This window comes from Kitasatospora arboriphila, from assembly GCF_039528095.1.
Classification (GTDB): Bacteria; Actinomycetota; Actinomycetes; order Streptomycetales; family Streptomycetaceae; genus Kitasatospora; species Kitasatospora arboriphila.
In genome coordinates this window covers 134,178-153,220 of sequence record NZ_BAAALD010000006.1, presented here as the reverse complement: position 1 = coordinate 153,220, position 19,043 = coordinate 134,178, and the positions used below count along the sequence as shown (strand labels likewise).

The following is a 19,043-nucleotide window of genomic DNA, read 5'->3' as shown; positions in this document are numbered from 1 at the left end:
CGTGAATGTATCGGGAATTACTTTCGCGCAACGGTGCCCTCCCGGTGAGCGCGGGCGGCTTCGGCCCGGCTCGGGCCGGTGGGCCTGCTGCGGCAGTCGTTACCGATGAATCAATACGTGCTCTGCCTGTAGCGCACGCTACGGCCATGAACGCCGACGAGGTCATCGCCAACCGTGTGGGAGTCCCTCGAAGCGGCGAACGGCCGCACGGCCGGCGCGCCGCACGGCGCACCGGCCCGGTTCCGCGGTCGGACCGCGGGAATCTCAGTAGACGTACAGGCGGGTGTTGAGGTTGGCGAACGACACGGCGGTGCCGCTCTTCCATGCCTGGTAGCCCGTGCCCTTGGTGAGGTCGGCCTCGAAGGTCGGCCCGCTCTCGTAGCTGATCCCGTACTGGTAGGTGCTGCGCCCGGCGTTGACGAGCTCCTTGGCCATCTTGACCATCTGGTAGGAGTGGTCGGTGGGGGAGTTCGGGGAGGAGAAGACGTCGCTCCATCGGGTGCCGACGGTTCCGGTGCTCGGCGCGTAGGAGGGCTTGTTCGACGTGGCCGTCCAGGTGGCGGGGGTGTAGGTGTCTCCGCTGGTCAGGTAGCTCCATTTGACGTTGTCGATCGACCGGTAGCCGCTGTGGGTGCCGACGGTGGCCGTACGGAGGTCGAAGACGGACACGCCGTTGGTGCCGACCACGGCGTCCGTCTCGTCGGCCGAGCCGGGGCGGGTGACGACGAGCGCGGTGTCCTCGTCGATGCCGAAGGCGCGGGTGTGGGCGGTGTCGGCCGCCAGGCGGGTGATCCGGCCCTCGCGACCGCGGGCGGCGAAGTGGGTGTCGAGCAGGCCGGAGGTGAAGAAGTCGAAGCCGCCCTCGGGCCGGTAGGTGAGGTCGTCCGGGTGGCTGCTGCTGACGGTGGTGTAGGAGCCGTAGCGCAGACCGTCCCAGCTCTCTCCGCCGGTGACCATGTCGCGGCCGTTGGCGATGGTGGTGCCGGCGCTGGTGCCCATGACGGCGGCGCCCGCGGCGAACCTGGCGCGGATCGCGGCCAGCGCGGGGGAGTCGCTGTTGTCGCTCTTGAGCAGGGTGGTGACCAGTCGGCTCTGGTCGCCTCCGCCGAAGAAGAAGCCGGTCATCGAGTTGATCTGGTTGATGACGGTCGGGCTGGAGTTGTTGGCGATGTGGTCCAGGTCGATGGGGATCCACTGGGCGTCCCCGGCGCCGTAGGTGTTCTTCAGCAGGTCGACGTAGTAGGCCCCGTTGCAGACCGAGTTGCTGCAGGTGCCGGGGTCGCTCGCGTGGGGGTCGTTGGCGGGGACGTCGGAGGCGGCGGTGATGACGCCGATCCGCGCGCCGCTCCCGCCGGCCTTGGTGAGGAACGTGCCGTAGACCGCGGAGTTGGTCGGTGCGACCGCGCCGCCGGCGAGCACCAGGCTGCCGGCGATCGGGGCGGCGTGCGCCGCCTGGGCGGGGGCGAGGAGCGCCAGGGCGAGTGCGGCGGCGCCGGCCAGGGAGGCGGTGCGGGCGGCGGGACGTGCGGACGCGGGCATGCGTGCTCCTGGGGGAGGTCGGACCCGGATACGTGGGGCGGGGCCGGGAGGTGTGGGGGTCCTGCCCGGGCACGGGGCCATGGGCAGGGGAAGGCCGCCGACGGGGGAGCGGCGGCGCCGAATCGGCGCTTGGGAACGGAAGATACAGATCCTGTCGGCTTGCCGATAGATGTAACGACTGCCCGGGTGAGAATCCTGGCTGTGCGATGCGGAAACGATGCAGCGTCCGGAGGGCGGTCGGCCGTTACGTATTCGTATCCTGCGTTACATCTGTCAATGGAAGAGCATTGGATGTAACGTCAGGGCTCGCGGCGCGGCTCGACGGGCGCCGCCAAGGTTCCCGAAAGGTAGCGACGTGAATTCCCTCGTCTTCCGCAGACCGGCCCTGCTGGCGGCCATCGCCCTGTGCGGATCCCTCTCCCTGTCCGCCTGCGCCGGCGGAGGCGGCGAACCGTCCGCCGCCGCGGCCGTCCCGGTCACGATCGCGGGCGTCACCGTCACCCCCGACGCCGCCCTCCACGCCTCCCTGCCGGAGGCGATCAAGAAGTCCGGCAAGGTCCGCGTCGCCACCGACATCCCCTACCCCCCGTTCGAGATGTACGTCTCCGAGGGCAGCAAGGAGATGACCGGCCTCGACCTCGACCTCGGCCGGGCCCTCGGCGCGAAGCTCGGTGTCACGTTCGAGTTCCAGGCGCAGAAGTTCGACGGCATCGTCCCCGCCGTCCAGGCCGGCAGGTACGACGCCGCGATCTCCGCCATCACCGACAACAAGGAACGCGAGCAGGTCGTCGACTTCGTCGACTACTCCGCCTCCGGCACCGGCATCATGGTCGCCAAGGGCAACCCCCAGAGGATCGTCACCCTCGACGACCTGTGCGGCCGCTCCGTCGCCGCCCAGACCGGCACCAACCAGCAGAAGCTCCTCGAGAAGCACCAGGACAGGTGTCGCGGGCTCGGCCGGAGCGCGATCCACCTCCAGACCTTCCCCAAGGACTCCGACGCCCAGCTCGCCCTGCGCTCCGGCAAGGTCGTCGCCGACGTCCTCACCAAGCCCGCCGCCGGCTGGGCGGCGAAGACCGCCGACGGAGGCGCCGCCTTCGAGGTCGTCGACGACCCCGCCGAGCTCGGCGGCTACAACGCCTCACCCAACGGCATCGCCATCGCCAAGAACCTGCCGCAGCTCACCGACGCCGTCCGGAAGGCGCTCCAGCAGCTGATCGACGACGGCTCCCTCGCCAAGATCTACGCCCCGTACGGTGCCGCCTCGATCGCCGTCCAGCAGGCCACCAGGAACGGCGCGGTGGACTGACATGACCGCCTCCCACACCTCCGCCCCCATGACCCGGACCGACGGCGCCCCCGTACGCGCCGACGAACTCACCGCCGTCCCCGTACGCCACTGGGGCCGCTGGATAGCCGCCGCCACCGCCCTGCTCTCGCTCGTCGGGCTCGTCGGCTCCCTCGCCAAGAACCCCAACCTGCACTGGGACGTCGTCGGCCACTACCTCTTCGCCGACCTCATCTTCGAGGGCCTCGTCACCACCCTGTGGCTCACCGCCGCAGCCATGGCGGTCGGCCTGGTTCTCGGCACCCTCGTCGCCGTCATGCGCCTGTCCGCCAGCCCCGTGCTGTACGGACTCTCCTCACTGTTCGTCTGGCTCTTCCGCGGCACCCCACTCCTCGTGCAGATCATCTTCTGGGCCTACGCCGCCGCCCTGTACAAGCACGTGATGATCGGCATCCCGTTCACGACGGTCACCTTCGTGCAGTTCGACACCAACAGCCTGCTCACCCCGTCGATCGCCGCCCTGCTCGCACTCGGCCTCAACGAGGCCGCCTACGCCTCCGAGATCGTCCGCGCCGGCATCCAGTCCGTCGACCCGGGCCAGACCGAGGCCGCGCACTCCCTCGGCATGAAGCCCGCCCTGACGATGCGCCGCATCGTCCTGCCGCAGGCCATGCGCGTCATCATCCCCCCGATGGGCAACGAGACCATCAACATGCTCAAGACCACCGCCTACGTCTCGGTGATCGCCGCCCACGACCTGATGTCGAACATCCAGGACGTCTACGCCCAGAACTACCAGGTCATCCCGATGCTCGTCGTCGCGGCGCTCTGGTACCTCGCGCTGACCACCGTCCTGTCCGTCCCCCAGGCATGGTTGGAGCGCCGCTACGGCCGCGGCACCACCCGCATGGCCCAGGTCTCTCCGCTGCGCCGGATGTTCGTCGGCGTCACCGGCCTCCTCACCGCCAACCGCGACCGGAAGGGCTGAACCGATGGCCCAGCCCATGGTGCACGCCGAGGGCGTGCGCAAGCACTACGGGAAGCTCGACGTCCTCAAGGGCATCGACCTCACCGTCGAACGCGGTCAGGTGTGCTGCCTGCTCGGGCCCTCCGGCTCCGGCAAGTCGACGTTCCTGCGCTGCATCAACCACCTGGAGAAGGTCGACGGCGGACGCCTGACCGTCGACGGCGACCTGGTCGGCTACCGCCAGGCCGGCAACCGCCTCCACGAGCTCCGCGAGTCCGAGGTCGCCGACCGCCGCCGCGAGATCGGCATGGTCTTCCAGCGCTTCAACCTCTTCCCGCACATGACCGCCCTCGAGAACGTCATCGAGGCTCCCGTCCGGGTGAACGGCGTCAACAGGACCGACGCCCGCTCCGAGGCCCGGCGCCTGCTGGACCGGGTCGGCCTCGGCGACCGCGCCGACCACTACCCCTCCCAGCTGTCCGGCGGCCAGCAGCAGCGCGTCGCGATCGCCCGCGCACTGGCGATGAAGCCGAAGCTGATGCTGTTCGACGAGCCGACCTCCGCGCTCGACCCGGAGCTCGTCGGCGACGTCCTGGACGTCATGCGGGACCTCGCCGCGGACGGCATGACGATGGTCGTGGTCACGCACGAGATCGGCTTCGCCCGCGAGGTCGGCGACACCGCGGTGTTCATGGACGACGGCGTCGTGGTCGAGGCCGGCGATCCCCGGACCGTCCTGGTGGACCCGGAGCAGGAACGCACCAAGGCGTTCCTGTCCAAGGTCCTGTGAGCGCCCCCGCAGGCCAGGCGCCGACCACGGACCGTTCCCCGGTCGGCGCCGCCGTCCTCCTGGCCGCCGCCGAGGCGGCGCTGCCGCCCTATCTCGCCGAACTCGCCGAACTGGTCGCCCTGGACTCCGGCTCCTACAGCCCCGAGGGCGTGAACCGGGTCGCGGACTGGGTCGAGCAGCGGCTGGACCGCATCGGCTTCGCGACCGAGCGCATCCCCACCCGCCTGCCCGACGGCCGCCCGTGTGGTGACGTGCTGGTCGGTCGGCTCGCCGGAACCCTGCCCGCTGCCGACGGCGGGGCCCGGATCGTGCTCGTCGGCCACATGGACACCGTCTTCGAGGACGGCACGGCCGCCGCGCGCCCCTTTCGCACCGACGGCGGCCTGGCCCACGGCCCCGGCGTCAGCGACGACAAGGGAGGACTGCTCGCCGGCATCACCGCCGCCGACCTCCTGGTCCGGCACGGGCGGACCGCGTTCGCCGAACTCGTCGTCCTCGCCACCCCGGACGAGGAGATCGGCTCGCCCGCCAGCCGCCCGATCACCGAACGCGTCGCCACCGGAGCCGACTACGCCCTCGCGCTCGAGTGCGCCCGGGAGAACGGCGACCTGGTCGTCGAACGCAAGGGCGTCGCCGACCTCCTCGTGACGGTCACGGGCCGCGCGGCCCACGCGGGCATCGAACCCGAGCGCGGCGCCAACGCGGCGCTGGCCGCGGCCCACCTCGTGGTCGACCTCCAGGCGCTCAACGGCCGCCGGCCCGGTGTCACCCTCAACGTCGGCGTGGTCCGGGCCGGCACCCGGACCAACATCGTCTGCCCCGAGGCCGAACTGCAGGTCGAGGTCCGCGCCACGACCACCGCCGGGCTGCACACCGCGATCGCCGAGATCCGCGAGGCCGCCGCCCGCACCGTCGTCGACGGCACCACCGCCCGGGTTCACCAGGTCGACCTGTGCCCGCCGATGGAGAACACACCCGCCGCGCAGGCCGTCCTGGCCCTCGCCCGCGAGGCCGCCGCCGAACTCGGCCTGGACATCGACGGGGCCTCCACCGGAGGCGTCGGCGACGCCAACCTCACCTCGGGGCTCGGCATCCCCACCCTGGACGGCCTCGGCCCGATCGGCGGCGCCGACCACACCCCCCAGGAGTGGCTCGACGTGGCCAGCGTGCCCGGTCGGATCGCACTCCTCGCCGTCCTCGTCGACCGCCTGCGCAGGACCTGACCCCCGGACCACCGGGTGCGTGCCGCCGGCGGGCGGTGCGCACCCGGTCATGTCGGCACCCCGCCGGTCATGTCGGCACCACCCCTTCGGCTCCACCCCCTCACCACGACGGGAGACCCCGGATGCACCGAACCCCCACCCCGCGCGCCGGCCGCGCGGCCCTCGCTCTCGCCGCCGCCGTCGTCCTGGCGGCGACCACGGCCCCGGCCGCCCGGGCCCACACCCGGCCGGACGGCGGAACACTGATCCTCGTCGGTGGCGGCCTGAAGGACGACAACGCCGAGATCTACGGCGAGATCATCACCAAGGCCGGCGGAGCGGGCCGCGCCCGCATCGGCGTCCTGACCGCCGCATCCGTGCCCGAGAGCCAGGACCCCGACGCGGCCGACCCCGAGCGCTGCTCCAACTCGGTCTGCAACGGCGCGTACTACGCCGGCCTCTTCAAGCGCCACGGCGCCGCCGACGCCCAGTGGATCCCCGTCGACATCGAGCACGTCGCCGCCGCCGACTCCGACGCGGCCGTCGCCCAGGTCGAGTCGATGACGGGCTTCTTCTTCGGCGGCGGCGACCAGTACCGCTACCTCACCAGCCTGCTCCACGGCGACGCCCACACCGACTCCAGGGTGCTCGCCGCGATCCGTGCCAAACTGGCGGCCGGCGCGGTCGTCGCCGGATCCAGCGCCGGCGCCCAGATCGCCTCCGGCCCCGACATGGTCAGCGGCGGCGACAGCTACCAGGCCCTGCGCGACGGCAGCGCCCCCGGCTACTTCGACGACGCCACCCGACTCGGCTACGTCCCCGCCGGCGGCTTCGGCTTCTTCGGCTCCGGCCTGCTGGACACCCACACCGGGACCTACGGCCGCGAAGGCCGCGCGATCCGCCTCGCCGCCGACACCAACCACGACCGCGTCTTCGCGCTCGACGAGAACACCGCCGTCGAGGTCGAGCACACCGGCGGCCGGAACGAGTCCCTGCGCGTCCTGGGTACCCACGGCGTGTCCGTCTTCGACCTGCGCCGGGCCCGGACCCGCACCGTCGCGGGCCGCTGGAGCATCGAGGGAGTGCGCTACAGCTACCTGACCCGCGGCGACCGCTACCGGCCCCGCACCTGGCAGGTCCAGCCGGCCGCCGGCCGGCGTCCGCTCACGGCCGCCACCGACGCACCCGTTCCGGCCGACCACGACGTCTTCTGCTCCGTCGACAACCCCGACGGCGTCCCTTACGGCTTCTCCGGCACCGCCCGGGCGCTGACCGCGACCACCGCCCAGCGCACCGCCACGGCCACCACCTACGAGACCGGTCCGGCGTTCGCGGTCCGCTTCGAGAGGCGCGGCGACACCCGGGCCTGGACGGACGACGGCACCACCACCGCGTCCCTCGCCGACCTGACCGTCGGCATCGGCCCCGCCGAGCGCTGACCGACCCGCACGGCAGATCCCCGCGGCCCGGCGTTTCGCTAGGCTGCGGGGATCACGCACTCCGACCGACCCGATTCCCGCCCGGGAAAGGACCCGACCATGGCCCCCGTCACGCTCGCCGAAGACATCCGGCAAAGGCTCGGCGAGTGCAGCCCTGCCGAGCGCAAGGTCGGCCGGGTCCTGCTCGCGGGCTGGCCCGCGGCCGGCTTCGAGACCATCGCCACCCTCGCGGAGCGGGCGGACGTCAGCGCCCCCACCGTGATCCGTTTCGTCAACCGGCTCGGCTACCGCGGATTCCCGGACTTCCAGGCCGCGCTGCGGGCCGAACTGGACGAGCGCCAGGCCTCCCCGCTCACCCTGTACGCCGCGGGGAAGTACGGCTCCTCCGCCGAAGCCGGGCAGGGCGAGCCGAGCGGGCCGGCCGGCCTGCTCGCCCGGGGCCGGGAGGTCTTCACCGCGGCGGTGGACCGCACCCTGGCCGAGGTCACGCCCCACGACCTCGAACGGGCCGTCCAACTGCTCGCCGACCCCAAGCGCCGCGTCACCCTCGTCGGCGGCCGTTTCAGCCACCTCTTCGCCCAGTACCTGGGCCTTCACCTGATGCAGATGCGCGACGACGTGCGCTTCCTCCCGGACCGGCCGGTCGAGCGCACCGCGCACCTCGCCGCCCTGGGCCGGCGCGACGTCCTCGTGGTCTTCGACTACCGCCGTTACGAGGACGACAAGGTCACCGTGGCGGAACTCGTCCGCGAGGCCGGCGGGCGCGTCGTGCTCTTCACCGACACCTGGCTGTCGCCCGTCAGCACCCAGGCCGAGGTCGTGCTCTCCAGCCAGGTCGGGGCGCCCTCGCCCTACGACAGCCTGGTGCCCACGCTCGCCGTCGTGGAGACGGTGGTGGCCGGGATCATCGGCGAACTGGGGGACGGCGCCCACCAGCACATGCAGCGGGGCGAGCAGACCGCCCGCCGCATCGGCCTGACCTGACGTCAGCCGGGCTGATTCTGCACGGGTGCGGCCGGGCAGGGGGACTGTTCCCTGCCGGCCGCACCCGCGTCGTTGCGGGTTCAGCAGACGGGTGTGCCGGAGTACAGGTCGGGGTCGGTGACCCCGTTGGTCACGCTGCGGGTGTAGTACCCCCAGGCGGGGCGGTTCCCGAAGTCGTAGGTGTCACCGGGGCGCAGCCGCCAGATATTGAAGTTCGAGTAGGCCAGCGGTTTGCCGGAGACGGCCTGTTCGGGCCGGTGGTCGGCGAGGACGACGTACGCGTCCCGGCCCGAGAGGGTGGCGAGGCCGTTCCTGTCGACGAAGAGCGAGCCTCCTTCCTCCACTCCCACGCCCCAGGCCTTGCCGGAGGAGGTCAGGCCGTCTTTGACGGCCCGGGCGACGAAGGCCATGGTGCGGCCCATGCGGTCGCGGGTCACGAAGTGCGAGTCGTTGACGGTGCCCGCGTAGTTCGGCCAGCTGAACATGCCGGTCGTGAACGTCACGCTGCGGTCGTACGGGTCGGACGGTGCGGTGGCCGAGTCGGTTCCGGCGGTGCAGGCGTCGTAGACGATCGCGCTGTTGACGTGGTGGCCTGCGCTGCCGCGCCGACACCTCCGCCTTTGGCGACCACGGACTCGACGGAGGCCTCGAGCGGGGTGCCCTTCCAGCAGGCGTAGTCGCACTGGTTGCCGCCGGCGAAGTACCCGAACTCGGCGTTGCGCACGTCCGTGTTCACTGGGAGCCGGATGCGTCCTGTGCCGAGGTGAGGACGTAGGTGGTACAGGAGTTGACGTTCGGCAGGCCGGCGATCACGTCGCACTCCGGGGCGGGGCTGCCGGAGGCGGCGGACGCGGCGAGGACCGTGACGTCGACGGTGCCGGTGCAGCCTCTGATCGCGTCGACGGCCTTGGCCATGGTGGCGCCGACGATCCCGCCGGAGCCGTTCATGGTGTAGGCGGGGCCGGCCCAGGAGGCGCGGCTGACGTCGTTCGCGCTGCCCTGCCGGTACCGGGTGGCCTTGGCCTCCGCGGTGGAGGGCAGGCCCAGGACGGTACCGGCGACGAGCAAACCGGCCAGTGCGGTGCGTGTGGCGGATCGGAGGCGTACCGTGCCGCCCGCGCGCAGAACCTGCGGGGTGACGGCCGCCTGCCGTGGTCCGGTCGGCTCGGGATGCGCCGCCGGGGCCCGTGCCCGGCGTTCTCAGTCCTCCGGGGCGCTGCGGGCGAGGTAGGCGCGGTAGGCGGCGGCCACCCGGCCGAGGTAGTGCAGGGCGCCGGCCCGCTCTTCGCCGCTCAGGCCGTCGGAGGCCCGGAAGACCAGGCCGAGCAGGGGCGCCAGCTCGCCCATGACGTGGTCGAACCCGCTGTCGGTGACGTTCAGGATCTGGCGGCGCCCGTCGCGCGGATGTGGACCGCGCGTCATGTGGCCCTCGGCGACGAGCCGGTTGACGGACTGTGTGCCGGCCGCGCTGGTGACACCCAGCCGCCGGGAGAGCTCGACCGGCCCGATCGGCTCGCCGGCGCCCTGCGCCATGGCGACGTGTTCGACGGCCTCGACGTTCGTCAACGGCATGCCCAGGCGCTCCGCCAGGGCGGCGCGGGCCAGTTGGGTGAGTGTGAGGACCTCGCGCAGGGCCTCCGACAGGGCGTCGCCCGCGGACGCGTCCGTCGCGGACGTGTCGGTCGCGGGGTGCCGGGTGTCGGTGGAATCCGATGGCCGGTCGGCTCCGAAGCTTCCTCGTTGCGCCATGACGGCAAGTCTGACACGGTAGAAATCGCTAAGTTACTTAACGACTTTTAGAGGGTGCCTTCCTTGACCCCTGACCCGACCGGCAGCCTGCTGCGGTCCGCGCCGGACTCCGCCGCCCCGGAAGGGGTGCGCCCACGACGGCCCCGCGCCACGGCGTGGCTGATCCTGCTCCTCACCCTCGTCGGCCTGGGTGCCGCGTTCTCGCTCGGCCCCTCCGGCGCCACCACCACCGAGGCCACCGGCGCAGGGCTGCCGGCCGCCTCCCAGTCCGCCCGCGTCGCCGAGATCGTGAAGACGTTCCCGGCCGGCGCGGTCGCGCCCGCGATCGTCGTCTACAGCACCACTGACGGCAGCCCCCTCACCCCGGACCAGCAGGCCCTCGTCGCCGAACGGGCCGAACCGCTCGGAGCACTGGGCCTCGCGCCCGCGGCGGCGCGGCCCGAGACCGTTCAGGGAAGGGTCGCCACCGTCGCCGTCCTGCTGTCCACCGGCGCCGGCGACGCGGAGAACAGCGCGGCCGTCGAGCGGATCCGCCGCACCGCCTCGGAGAACCTGCCGGAGCCGCTGCGCGCGCAGGTCACCGGAGCGCCGGCCGTCCGAGCCGACATCGGCAAGGTCTTCGAGGGCGCCGACGCCACCCTGCTGATCGCCACCGCCTCGGTCGTCGCCGTCCTGCTGCTGATCACCTACCGCAGCCCGGTCCTCTGGCTCGTCCCGCTCCTCGTCGTGGGCGCCGGCGACCGTCTCGCCGGCATCCTGGTCGGCGTCCTCGCCCCGTACGCCGGCGTCGAGGTCGACGCCTCGGCGGCCGGCATCCTCTCCGTCCTGGTCTTCGGCGCAGGCACCGACTACGCCCTGCTGCTGGTCTCCCGCTACCGCGACGAGCTCCATCTGACCGACGACCGCTTCACCGCCATGGCCAGGGCCTGGCGCGGCACCGCGCCCGCAGTCCTGGCCAGCGGCACCACCGTGGTGCTCAGCCTGCTGACCCTGCTGGCCGCCGAACTGACCGGCAACCGGGGGCTCGGCTTCGCCGGCGCCATCGGCATCCTCACCGCCATGCTCTTCGGCCTGGTCGTCCTCCCCGCCGCGCTCGTCCTGCCCGGACGCCGGATCTTCTGGCCCCTCGTGCCCAAGGTCGGCGACCCCGTCACCGCCGACCGCCGCGGCCTGTGGTCGCGCGTCGGAGCCGCGGTCGCCGCGCGGCCCGCCCAGGTCGCCGTCGCCGGCTCCGCCGTCCTGCTCCTCCTCGCCTCCGGAGCCCTCGGCCTGCGCACCGGACTCGCCCAGGCCGACGCCTTCCGCAAGACGCCCGAAGCCGTCCTCGGCCAGCGCACCCTCGCCGCCGTCCAGCCCGCCGGCGCGGCCGACCCGCTGACCCTGGTGTCGGCCACGACGGCCGGCGACCAGGTCGTCCGAGCGGCCCGCCAGGTGCCCGGCGTCGCGTCCGTGACCCCGACGGACCGGACGGACCGGTACGCCCGTGCCGACGTCGTGCTCACCGCCTCCCCCGGAACGGAGGAATCCGACCGCACCGTCGAAGCCCTGCGCCAGCGGGTCGGCACGATCCCCGGCGCCGACGCCCTCGTCGGGGGAGCCACCGCCGAGGCGTACGACACCGCGCAGGCCAACGCCCACGACACCCGCGTCGTGGTGCCGCTCGTCCTCGCCATCGTCTTCGTCGTCCTGGTCGCGCTCCTGCGGGCCCTCGTCGCCCCCGTCCTGCTCGTGGCGACCGTGATCGCCTCCTACTTCGCGGCGCTCGGCGCGAGCTGGCTGCTCTTCCGCACGGTCTACGACTTCCCCGCCCTGGACACCAACGTGCCGCTGCTGTCCTTCCTGTTCCTCGTCGCACTCGGAGTCGACTACAACATCTTCCTGATCGCCCGCACCCGCGAGGACACCACGGCCGGACACGACACCCGCCGCGCCGTGCTGCGTGCCCTGGCCTCCACCGGCGGCGTCATCACCAGCGCCGGCATCCTGCTCGCCGCGGTCTTCGCCGTACTCGGCGTCCTGCCCCTCATCACCCTCACCCAGATCGGCGTCATCGTCGGCATCGGCGTCCTGCTGGACACCCTGCTGGTGCGGACGGTCCTCGTTCCCGCGCTCGTCCTCCTCACCGGCCGCCGCTTCTGGTGGCCCGGGCGGCCGGAGGAGGCCACGGAACGCCGCACGCCCGTCCGAAGCACCTGAACGGCGGGGGGCCGGCCGCACCCGCGGCCGGCCCCCGCCCGCGCCCCGCAGACATCCCGCCGCTCCCAGGAACGGATCAAGCCCCCATGACCGGCAGCACGACCGCAGAGACCGCAGCCGCAGCTCCGTCATCGCCGCGCACCCGGTGGTGGGGACTGGTCGCGATCAGCCTCGGCGTCGCACTGATCATCGTCGACTCGACCATCGTCAACGTCGCGATCCCCAGCATCATCGAGGACCTGGGCATCACCTCGAGCGATGCCCAGTGGGTCCAGGAGACCTACACCCTCGTCTTCGCGGCCCTCCTGCTCGTCGCCGGACGCACCGGTGACCGCCTGGGCCGCCGACGTGTCTTCCTGGCCGGGACCACCGTCTTCGTCCTGGCGAGCCTTGCGGCCGCCACCGCCGCCTCGGGCCCCGCCCTGATCGCCGCCCGTCTGTTGCAGGGCGTGGGCGGGGCCATGATCCTCCCCACGTCCCTGTCGCTGATCAACGCGAACTTCCGCGGCGCCGACCGCGCCCGGGCCTTCGCCGTGTGGGGCTCCACCATCGGCGGGACCGCCGCCCTCGGCCCCCTCCTCGGCGGATGGCTCACCTCCCACCTGTCCTGGCGCTGGGCGTTCGGCATCAACCTGCCTCTCGGGGCACTCGTCGCGGCCGGGGTGTTCCTCCTCGTGGAGGAGAGCAGGGACCCGCGCGCCGAACGCGGCGTCGACCTGCTCGGCGCCGCCCTGTCGGTCATCGGTTTCACCGGCATCGTCTTTGCCCTGATCGAGGGCCGCACCTACGGCTGGTGGCACCTCCAACGCCCGTTCTCCGTGCTCGGGGCGCAGCTGGACGGCGATCCGTCCCCGGTGCCCGTGGCCCTCGCGGTCGGCCTGCTCGCCCTCGCCGCCTTCGCCGCCGTCGAACTCCGCCGCAACCACCGGGGCCGCACCGCCCTGCTGGACCTGCGGCTGTTCACCATCCCCTCGTTCCGCAACGGCAACGTCGTCGCCGGAGTCGTGAGCCTCGGCGAGTTCGGCATTCTCTTCTCCCTGCCGCTGTGGTTCCAGAACGTCCTCGGGTACACGGCCTTCGAGGCAGGGCTCGCCCTGCTGCCGCTCGCCGTCGGAAGCTTCACCGCCAGCGGTCTCAGCGCCGTCCTGGCACCCCGGATCGGCACCGTCAACCTCGTCATGGCCGGCATCACCTGCGAGATCATCGGCGTCGCCGGCATCGGACTGGTGCTCTCGCCCGACGGCAGCGGCTGGCAGGTCGGCCCCTTCCTGCTCGTCTACGGCATCGGCGTCGGCTGGGCCACCGCCCAGATCACCGGCGTCGCGCTGACCGATGTCCCGGTCGCCCGGTCCGGCCAGGGCGCAGGTATCCAGAGCACCACCCGCCAGGTCGGTTCCGCCCTCGGCATCGCCCTGCTCGGCACCGTCCTGTTCACCGCACTCGGCGCAGATCTCAGCCGCGCCCTGCAGGACCACGGAACACCGCCCGCCCGGGCCGAGGCACTGACGGCGAGGGTCCGGACGAGCGCCGGGACGGCCATCCAGCCACTGCTCCACGAGCCGGCCACCCGGCAGGCGGGAGAGCTGGCCCGTGAGTCCTTCACCACCGCGACCTCGCTCGCCGCCTACACCGCCGCCGGCGCACTCACCCTCGGCCTCGGCGCCGCTGTCCGGCTCAAGCGCAAGCTCGCGCTCCAGGCGTGACGCCCTCCGCCTCACCGCGTCCGGAGCAGGAGGTCGAGGAACCAGCGCATCCGCTGACGGTCCTTCGGGAACCGGGCAGCCCAGGGCCGGGACAGATCGAACCAGGCAGCAGGCTGGCCGGGTTCACAGCACAGCGGGATCGCCGGGTCGGCGAAGGCCGCGTAGGAGAATCCCAGGGTGGTCGCCGAGGAGTCCTCACGGAAGCGACGGACGAAAGCCATGGCGGGCCGGTGCATGAGAACCACCGAAAGACCGGTCTCCTCGAACAGTTCACGCACCGCCGCGCGCCGCGGAGTCTCTCCCGGCTCGGCCTTCCCGCCGGGCGGCACCAGGCCCCGCCAGGGATGGTCCACCAACAGGGCCCGGTGCCCCACGGGGTCGAAGACCCAGACCTCGGCCACGAGGGGACCACTGATCCCCGACGGGTCGGCCCGGTCGAGCCAGGTCGCGGAGCCGGGGAGCCTGATCGCTGCCGACCGCACGTCCTGTTCGGCCGCGCGCACGACTCCGGACGGCAGGCAGGAGCGGTTCGCGGCGGTCCGGCCGACGGCCGCCCGGCTCAGGTGCCGTCGCTCCCGCTCGTCCATGCCGCCCCAGATGCCGTGGGCCTCGCCGACCGTCATGGCCGCAGCCGCGCACTGCGAGACGACGGGGCACCGCGCGCACACGGCCTTGGCCCGCTCGGCCTGTGCGGTTCCGGCGCCCTCGCTGCTGAGGGGGAAGAAGAGTTCGGGGTCCTCCGACCGGCATGCGGCGGACTCCCGCCAGCCCGTGTCCCGTCCGGCAGGTCCGCCGGATGCGACTGGCCGGTGGACGTCTGCCCGGTGGACGTCTGCCGGGTCTCGGTGGCCGTTCGTCATCGACCGCTGCCCTCCCGCCTTCGGCCCGCCCGTAGGGTGCGTCCCCGGGCGGGCGTTCCTCCGTGATGGTGAAAAGGGTTGCGGGTGGAGTGTTCGAGGGCCGCTTGCACCATTCCCGCATCGTCTCCACGGCAGGGGTCGTCCCTCGGAGTGGCGTCTGCGGAGTCGGCTCTCGTTTGGCTGAGAGCGCTCTCACTGTTGTTTGTGATGCATGCATGCCAGGACTGTCATTGGTCGACTGGGAGGTGCCGCACCTCCGTGACTGTCTGGCGGGGGTTCCGGCGCGGCTGGTCCCGTCCTCCGAGTTTTCCCGGGCCGCCTTCCGTGGAGGTGGAAGTCATCGCCCGTGAAGCCTTCCTGTCGCTGATTGTCGCTGTTCAAGCGTGCTCTGACGCATGGTCGGCGAACGTGATCGAAGCGGAGCGAACCGGGCGTGTGCCGGTCGGCCGGCCCTCGGGCCGACCCGTGTCGGTGCGGGGGGTTCGGCCCTCTGTGGAGAGATATCCCTTCACCGAGGCGGGTCAGAGTCGTTGACTCCCCTTGAATGCGCCCCTAACCTCCTCAATTTGAGAGCGCTCTCAACCCTACGGCCCACGTTCTTAGTCCCGGCAGGCCGTCCGGGAAGCTCCTCCCGCACGTCGTTCCTTCCTCCCGCCGCGCATCCGCTCCGATGCGTGGCCCCACCCCGGGGAGTTCTCACCGTGCTCAGACCCGATGGCCGTCCCCGCAGGGCCGTGCCCGTTCCCCACCCGTCCGAAGCAGCCCGTTCCCGCCGGACGGTGGCGGCCCGCCGCCGCTTGCTGCGCCCCGGCGCCGTCGCCGTCGCGGCGGCCCTGCTCGGCGCGGCCCTCGCCGCACTCAGCCCGCAGGCGGCGTCCGCCGGCACGGTCGGTGCCGGCAGCTACACCACCCAGCCGCCGGGCCCGCTCCCGTCGGGCTGCGGAAACCTCTCGACCAACCCCCGCCAGTGGGTGACGGCGAATGCGCCTGCGGGCGCGGTGCCCACCAACGACTGGTGGTCCTCGATCCTGTGGAAGAAGACCAACTGCGCATACGGCGAGCCGCTGTTCGCCCACCCGCTGGGCTTCCGGGCCCAGTCGGCGGGCCTCGGCTTCTCGTACACCACGGCGCCCGCGATCTCCGGCAGCGGCACCGGCGTGGGCGAGTACCACTTCCCGTACAGCGAGGACTTCGTCGCGGGCGTGACCGGTCTCGGCGCCTCGGAGGTGAAGGTCGACGGATGGAGCGACTGGACGGTCAGCCCCTCCTTCTCCGACGGGGCGCGTACGGTGCGGGCGACGATCGGTGAGGGCCTGCCCTTCGCCTACTTCCAGGTGACCGGCGGCAACGCCCAGATCTCCGTCGCAGCCGGTGCGAGCGCCACCGTGTGGTCCGACACCGGCTCGGCGATCGGCTACACGATCAAGGGCCACGACTACGTCGCGTACGCCCCGACCGGCGCGACCTGGTCGGTGAACGGCTCGGCCATCACGTCCCCGCTCGCCGGAAAGGGCTACTTCTCGATCGCGGTACTGCCGACCACGCCGTCCACAACGGCCACCGAGCGCGCCGCGCTGGCGGACTCCTACGGCCGGTACGCGCACAGCCACGTCACCGGCAGCACGGTCGCGTACCGCTACGACGAGGCGAGCAGCACGGTCACCACCGACTACCGGTTCACCACCGTCGCCCGCGAGGGCAGCGAGACCGGTACGGTCGCCGCACTGCTGCCCCACCAGTGGCGGTACCTGGCGGGTGGCAGTCCGCTCCCGCAGGCGTACGTCTCGGCGCGCGGCGCGCTCAAGGTCCTCAGCGGCGTCTCCTCGTTCACCACCTCGATGGTCTACCACGGCGTCCTGCCCGAGGTGCCGGCCGTCGGCGACAGCAGCGGCACGGACGCCGCCACGCTGCAGGACTACCTGAACGCCGAGAAGGCCGACCCGACGAAGCAGGTGAGCGACGACACCTACTGGACGGGCAAGGGGCTGGGACGCGCCGCGCGGATCGCGGAGATCGCCGACCAGACCGGGAACACGGCCGTCCGCGACTCGGCGCTGGCCGCGATCAAGTCGAAGCTCACCGACTGGTTCACCGCTTCCCAGGGCAAGACGGCGCACCTGTTCTACTACGACAAGAACTGGGGCACGCTGATCGGCTACCCCGCCTCCTACGGCTCGGACCAGGAGCTGAACGACCACCACTTCCACTACGGCTACTACGTCGCGGCTGCCGCGACCCTCGCCAAGTTCGACCCCGCGTGGGCCACGGAAGGTCAGTACGGCGGCATGGTCGACCTGCTGATCCGTGACGCGAACAACTACGACCGCGGCGACACGCGCTTCCCGTACCTGCGGGACTGGGACGTCTACGACGGCCACGACTGGGCGTCCGGTCACGGCTCGTTCGGCGCGGGCAACAACCAGGAGTCCTCGTCGGAGGGCATGAACTTCGACAACGCCCTCATCCAGTGGGGTGAGGCCACCGGCAACAAGGCCGTCCGCGACGCGGGCATCTACATGTACACCACCCAGGCAGCGGCCATCCAGGACTACTGGTTCGACAGCAGCCACCAGAACTACCCGGCCGCCTTCCCGCACGACGAGGTCGGCATGGTGTGGGGCGACGGCGGCGCCTACGCGACCTGGTTCTCCAGCGCCCCGGAGCAGATCCAGGGCATCAACCTCCTCCCGATCACCGGCGGCCACCTCTACCTCGGCCAGGACCCCGCGTACGTCAAGGCCGACTACCAGGACATGCTCACCAACAGCGGCCACACCCAGCCGACGATCTGGACGGACATCTGGTACGAGTTCCTCGCGCTCGGCGACGGTGACAAGGCGCTCGCGGCCTTCCGCGCCAACAACTCCTTCACCTCGGAGGAGGGGGAGAGCAAGGCCCACACCTTCCACTGGGTCCGCAACCTCGCGGCGCTCGGCACGGTCGACACGACCGTCACGGCCGACACCCCGCTGGCATCGGTGTTCGTGAAGAACGGGGCCCGGACCTACGTCGCCTCGAACATCACCGGCACCACGCGGACGGTGCACTTCTCGGACGGCACCACCGTGGACGTCCCGGCCGGCAAGACGCTGGCCAGTGGCGCGAACACGTGGAGCGGCGGCAGCGCGACCGGTGGTACCGGTGTCGGCGACGGCGGGGGCGGTCCGACGTCCAGCGCCTCGCCGTCCGCGTCGCCGTCGACGAGCGCCTCGGCCGGCACCTCCGCCAGCGCGTCGGCCAGCACCTCCGTCTCGCCCTCCGCGTCGCCGACCGGCGGCACCGTCTCCTCCCCGACGCTGTACCTGCAGTCCGACGGCAGCCTGACCGGCAGCACGCAGGCCGCCGGAACGGCCACCGTGCCCTCCGCGGGCGGCGCGAACCACGACGGCGCCCCGTCCAACCCGCTGACCCTGACCGCCACCGGCCTCAACCTCACCCACAACGGCGGCACCACCGCCTTCGATCTGGCCGTCGACGCCAACACCGCCGTCGGTAACGCCACCCAGCTCCGCCTCTCCTACGACTGTGCGGGCAACGGGAACTGGAACCGCGTCGAGACGTACCACTACTACGCCACCGACCCGGTGCCGGGCGTGGAGCACTACGCTCAGACCGCGGGTCTGGTCTCGGCCACCGGCACGGCCTGCGACCTGGTCAACGGCACGGTCAAGGCGGAGATCTGGAACGCCCTCGGCAGCGGCGGCTCCACCGTCGCCACCGGCAACTCCTCCGTCCTGAACCTGCCCTACACGCCGAGCCCGGTCGTCGACCCGACCCCGACGTCCTCCGCCACCGGCGGCACGTCCTCGCCGACCCTGTACGCGCAGGGCGACGGCAGCCTGACGGGGACGGCGCAGGCGTCCGGCAGCGCGGTGATCGGCTCGGCGGGCGGGGCGAACCACGACGGCACGCCGTCCAGCCCGTTCACACTGACCGCGACCGGCCTCAACCTCACCCACAACGGCGGGACGACCGCGTTCGACCTGGCGGTCGACGCGAACACGGCGGTCGGCAACGCCACCCAGCTCCGCATCTCCTACGACTGCACCGGCGACGGCACCTGGGACCGGGTGGAGACCTACCACTACTTCGCCACCGACCCGGTCGCGGGCTGGGAGCACTACACACAGACCGCCGGCCTGGCCTCCGCGACCGGGACGGCCTGCAACCTGACCGGCGGCACCGTCAAGGCGGAGATCTGGAACGCCCTCGGCGCCGCACCCGGCGCCCTGGGCACCGGAAACCTCACCGTCCTGAGACTGCCCTACAACTGACCTGCCAGCAGCAGGGCGACGCAAGGCCCGGGTCCCGCACGCGGGGCCCGGG

13 protein-coding genes and 2 pseudogenes are annotated in these 19,043 nt (G+C 72.2%); 9 read left to right on the top strand and 6 right to left on the bottom strand.

Annotated features, from left to right (window positions below):
• Nucleotides 1-264 precede the first annotated feature (264 nt).
• On the bottom strand, nt 265-1,539 hold the full coding sequence (locus ABD353_RS05535; RefSeq protein WP_344622331.1) for a cyanophycinase: 1,275 nt from the start codon (nt 1,537-1,539) through the stop codon (nt 265-267).
• A 355-nt stretch (nt 1,540-1,894) separates the two neighbouring features.
• Between ABD353_RS05535 and ABD353_RS05530 the strand changes: the two genes are divergently transcribed.
• The 6 genes from ABD353_RS05530 to ABD353_RS05505 all read left to right on the top strand — a co-directional run bounded on the left by ABD353_RS05530 (nt 1,895) and on the right by ABD353_RS05505 (nt 8,209).
• Entirely contained in the window at nt 1,895-2,848 is a 954-nt protein-coding gene (locus ABD353_RS05530) for an ABC transporter substrate-binding protein (protein WP_344622330.1), read from the top strand.
• Between the two features lies 1 nt (nt 2,849).
• Complete coding sequence (locus ABD353_RS05525; protein ID WP_344622329.1) at nt 2,850-3,815, top strand: amino acid ABC transporter permease; 966 nt, start codon at nt 2,850-2,852, stop codon at nt 3,813-3,815.
• Nucleotides 3,816-3,819: 4 nt separating this feature from the next.
• Nucleotides 3,820-4,584, top strand: coding sequence for an amino acid ABC transporter ATP-binding protein (locus ABD353_RS05520; protein WP_344622328.1), 765 nt, complete (start codon nt 3,820-3,822; stop codon nt 4,582-4,584).
• A complete protein-coding gene (locus tag ABD353_RS05515) occupies nt 4,581-5,807 on the top strand; it encodes a M20 family metallopeptidase (protein WP_344622327.1) in 1,227 nt (408 codons plus the stop codon). The genes ABD353_RS05520 and ABD353_RS05515 overlap by 4 nt, the downstream gene beginning before the upstream one ends.
• A gap of 122 nt (nt 5,808-5,929) precedes the next feature.
• Nucleotides 5,930-7,225, top strand: a complete 1,296-nt coding sequence (locus tag ABD353_RS05510; RefSeq protein WP_344622326.1) for a cyanophycinase — start codon at nt 5,930-5,932, stop codon at nt 7,223-7,225.
• Between the two features lie 99 nt (nt 7,226-7,324).
• Nucleotides 7,325-8,209: a MurR/RpiR family transcriptional regulator gene (locus ABD353_RS05505; protein WP_344622325.1), complete on the top strand. Its 885-nt coding sequence runs from the start codon at nt 7,325-7,327 to the stop codon at nt 8,207-8,209.
• Nucleotides 8,210-8,289: 80 nt separating this feature from the next.
• Here the strand turns inward: ABD353_RS05505 and ABD353_RS05500 are convergent, their stop codons facing one another.
• The 3 genes from ABD353_RS05500 to ABD353_RS05490 all read right to left on the bottom strand — a co-directional run bounded on the left by ABD353_RS05500 (nt 8,290) and on the right by ABD353_RS05490 (nt 9,958).
• Nucleotides 8,290-8,712, bottom strand: a complete 423-nt coding sequence (locus ABD353_RS05500; RefSeq protein WP_344622324.1) for a hypothetical protein — start codon at nt 8,710-8,712, stop codon at nt 8,290-8,292.
• A gap of 229 nt (nt 8,713-8,941) precedes the next feature.
• On the bottom strand, nt 8,942-9,277 hold the full coding sequence (locus ABD353_RS05495) for a hypothetical protein (RefSeq protein WP_344622323.1): 336 nt from the start codon (nt 9,275-9,277) through the stop codon (nt 8,942-8,944).
• Nucleotides 9,278-9,409: 132 nt separating this feature from the next.
• Nucleotides 9,410-9,958, bottom strand: a complete 549-nt coding sequence (locus ABD353_RS05490) for a MarR family winged helix-turn-helix transcriptional regulator (RefSeq protein ID WP_344622322.1) — start codon at nt 9,956-9,958, stop codon at nt 9,410-9,412.
• A 63-nt stretch (nt 9,959-10,021) separates the two neighbouring features.
• Here ABD353_RS05490 and ABD353_RS05485 point away from each other — a divergent pair, with 63 nt between their 5' ends.
• A complete protein-coding gene (locus ABD353_RS05485) occupies nt 10,022-12,154 on the top strand; it encodes an MMPL family transporter (protein WP_344622321.1) in 2,133 nt (710 codons plus the stop codon).
• Nucleotides 12,155-12,240: 86 nt separating this feature from the next.
• Nucleotides 12,241-13,857, top strand: coding sequence for an MFS transporter (locus ABD353_RS05480; protein WP_344622320.1), 1,617 nt, complete (start codon nt 12,241-12,243; stop codon nt 13,855-13,857).
• 11 nt (nt 13,858-13,868) lie between these two features.
• Here the strand turns inward: ABD353_RS05480 and ABD353_RS05475 are convergent.
• Nucleotides 13,869-14,237 (bottom strand): annotated as a pseudogene (locus tag ABD353_RS05475) (NUDIX hydrolase); the annotation flags it as partial.
• 141 nt (nt 14,238-14,378) lie between these two features.
• Nucleotides 14,379-14,717, bottom strand: a pseudogene (locus ABD353_RS40350) (WhiB family transcriptional regulator); the annotation flags it as partial.
• Between the two features lie 701 nt (nt 14,718-15,418).
• Between ABD353_RS40350 and ABD353_RS05465 the strand changes: the two are divergent.
• Nucleotides 15,419-18,991, top strand: coding sequence for a glycosyl hydrolase (locus ABD353_RS05465; RefSeq protein WP_344622319.1), 3,573 nt, complete (start codon nt 15,419-15,421; stop codon nt 18,989-18,991).
• The last annotated feature ends 52 nt before the right edge of the window (nt 18,992-19,043 follow it).

What these genes read in the sequence shown, in the direction of transcription:
- ABD353_RS05535 (WP_344622331.1), bottom strand. Translation starts at nt 1,539, where the DNA reads ATGCCCGCGTCCGCACGTCCCGCCGCCCGCACCGCCTCCCTGGCCGGC.
- ABD353_RS05510 (WP_344622326.1), top strand. Translation starts at nt 5,930, where the DNA reads ATGCACCGAACCCCCACCCCGCGCGCCGGCCGCGCGGCCCTCGCTCTC.
- ABD353_RS05490 (WP_344622322.1), bottom strand. Translation starts at nt 9,958, where the DNA reads ATGGCGCAACGAGGAAGCTTCGGAGCCGACCGGCCATCGGATTCCACC.
- ABD353_RS05480 (WP_344622320.1), top strand. Translation starts at nt 12,241, where the DNA reads ATGACCGGCAGCACGACCGCAGAGACCGCAGCCGCAGCTCCGTCATCG.
- ABD353_RS05520 (WP_344622328.1), top strand. Translation starts at nt 3,820, where the DNA reads ATGGCCCAGCCCATGGTGCACGCCGAGGGCGTGCGCAAGCACTACGGG.
- ABD353_RS05525 (WP_344622329.1), top strand. Translation starts at nt 2,850, where the DNA reads ATGACCGCCTCCCACACCTCCGCCCCCATGACCCGGACCGACGGCGCC.
- ABD353_RS05505 (WP_344622325.1), top strand. Translation starts at nt 7,325, where the DNA reads ATGGCCCCCGTCACGCTCGCCGAAGACATCCGGCAAAGGCTCGGCGAG.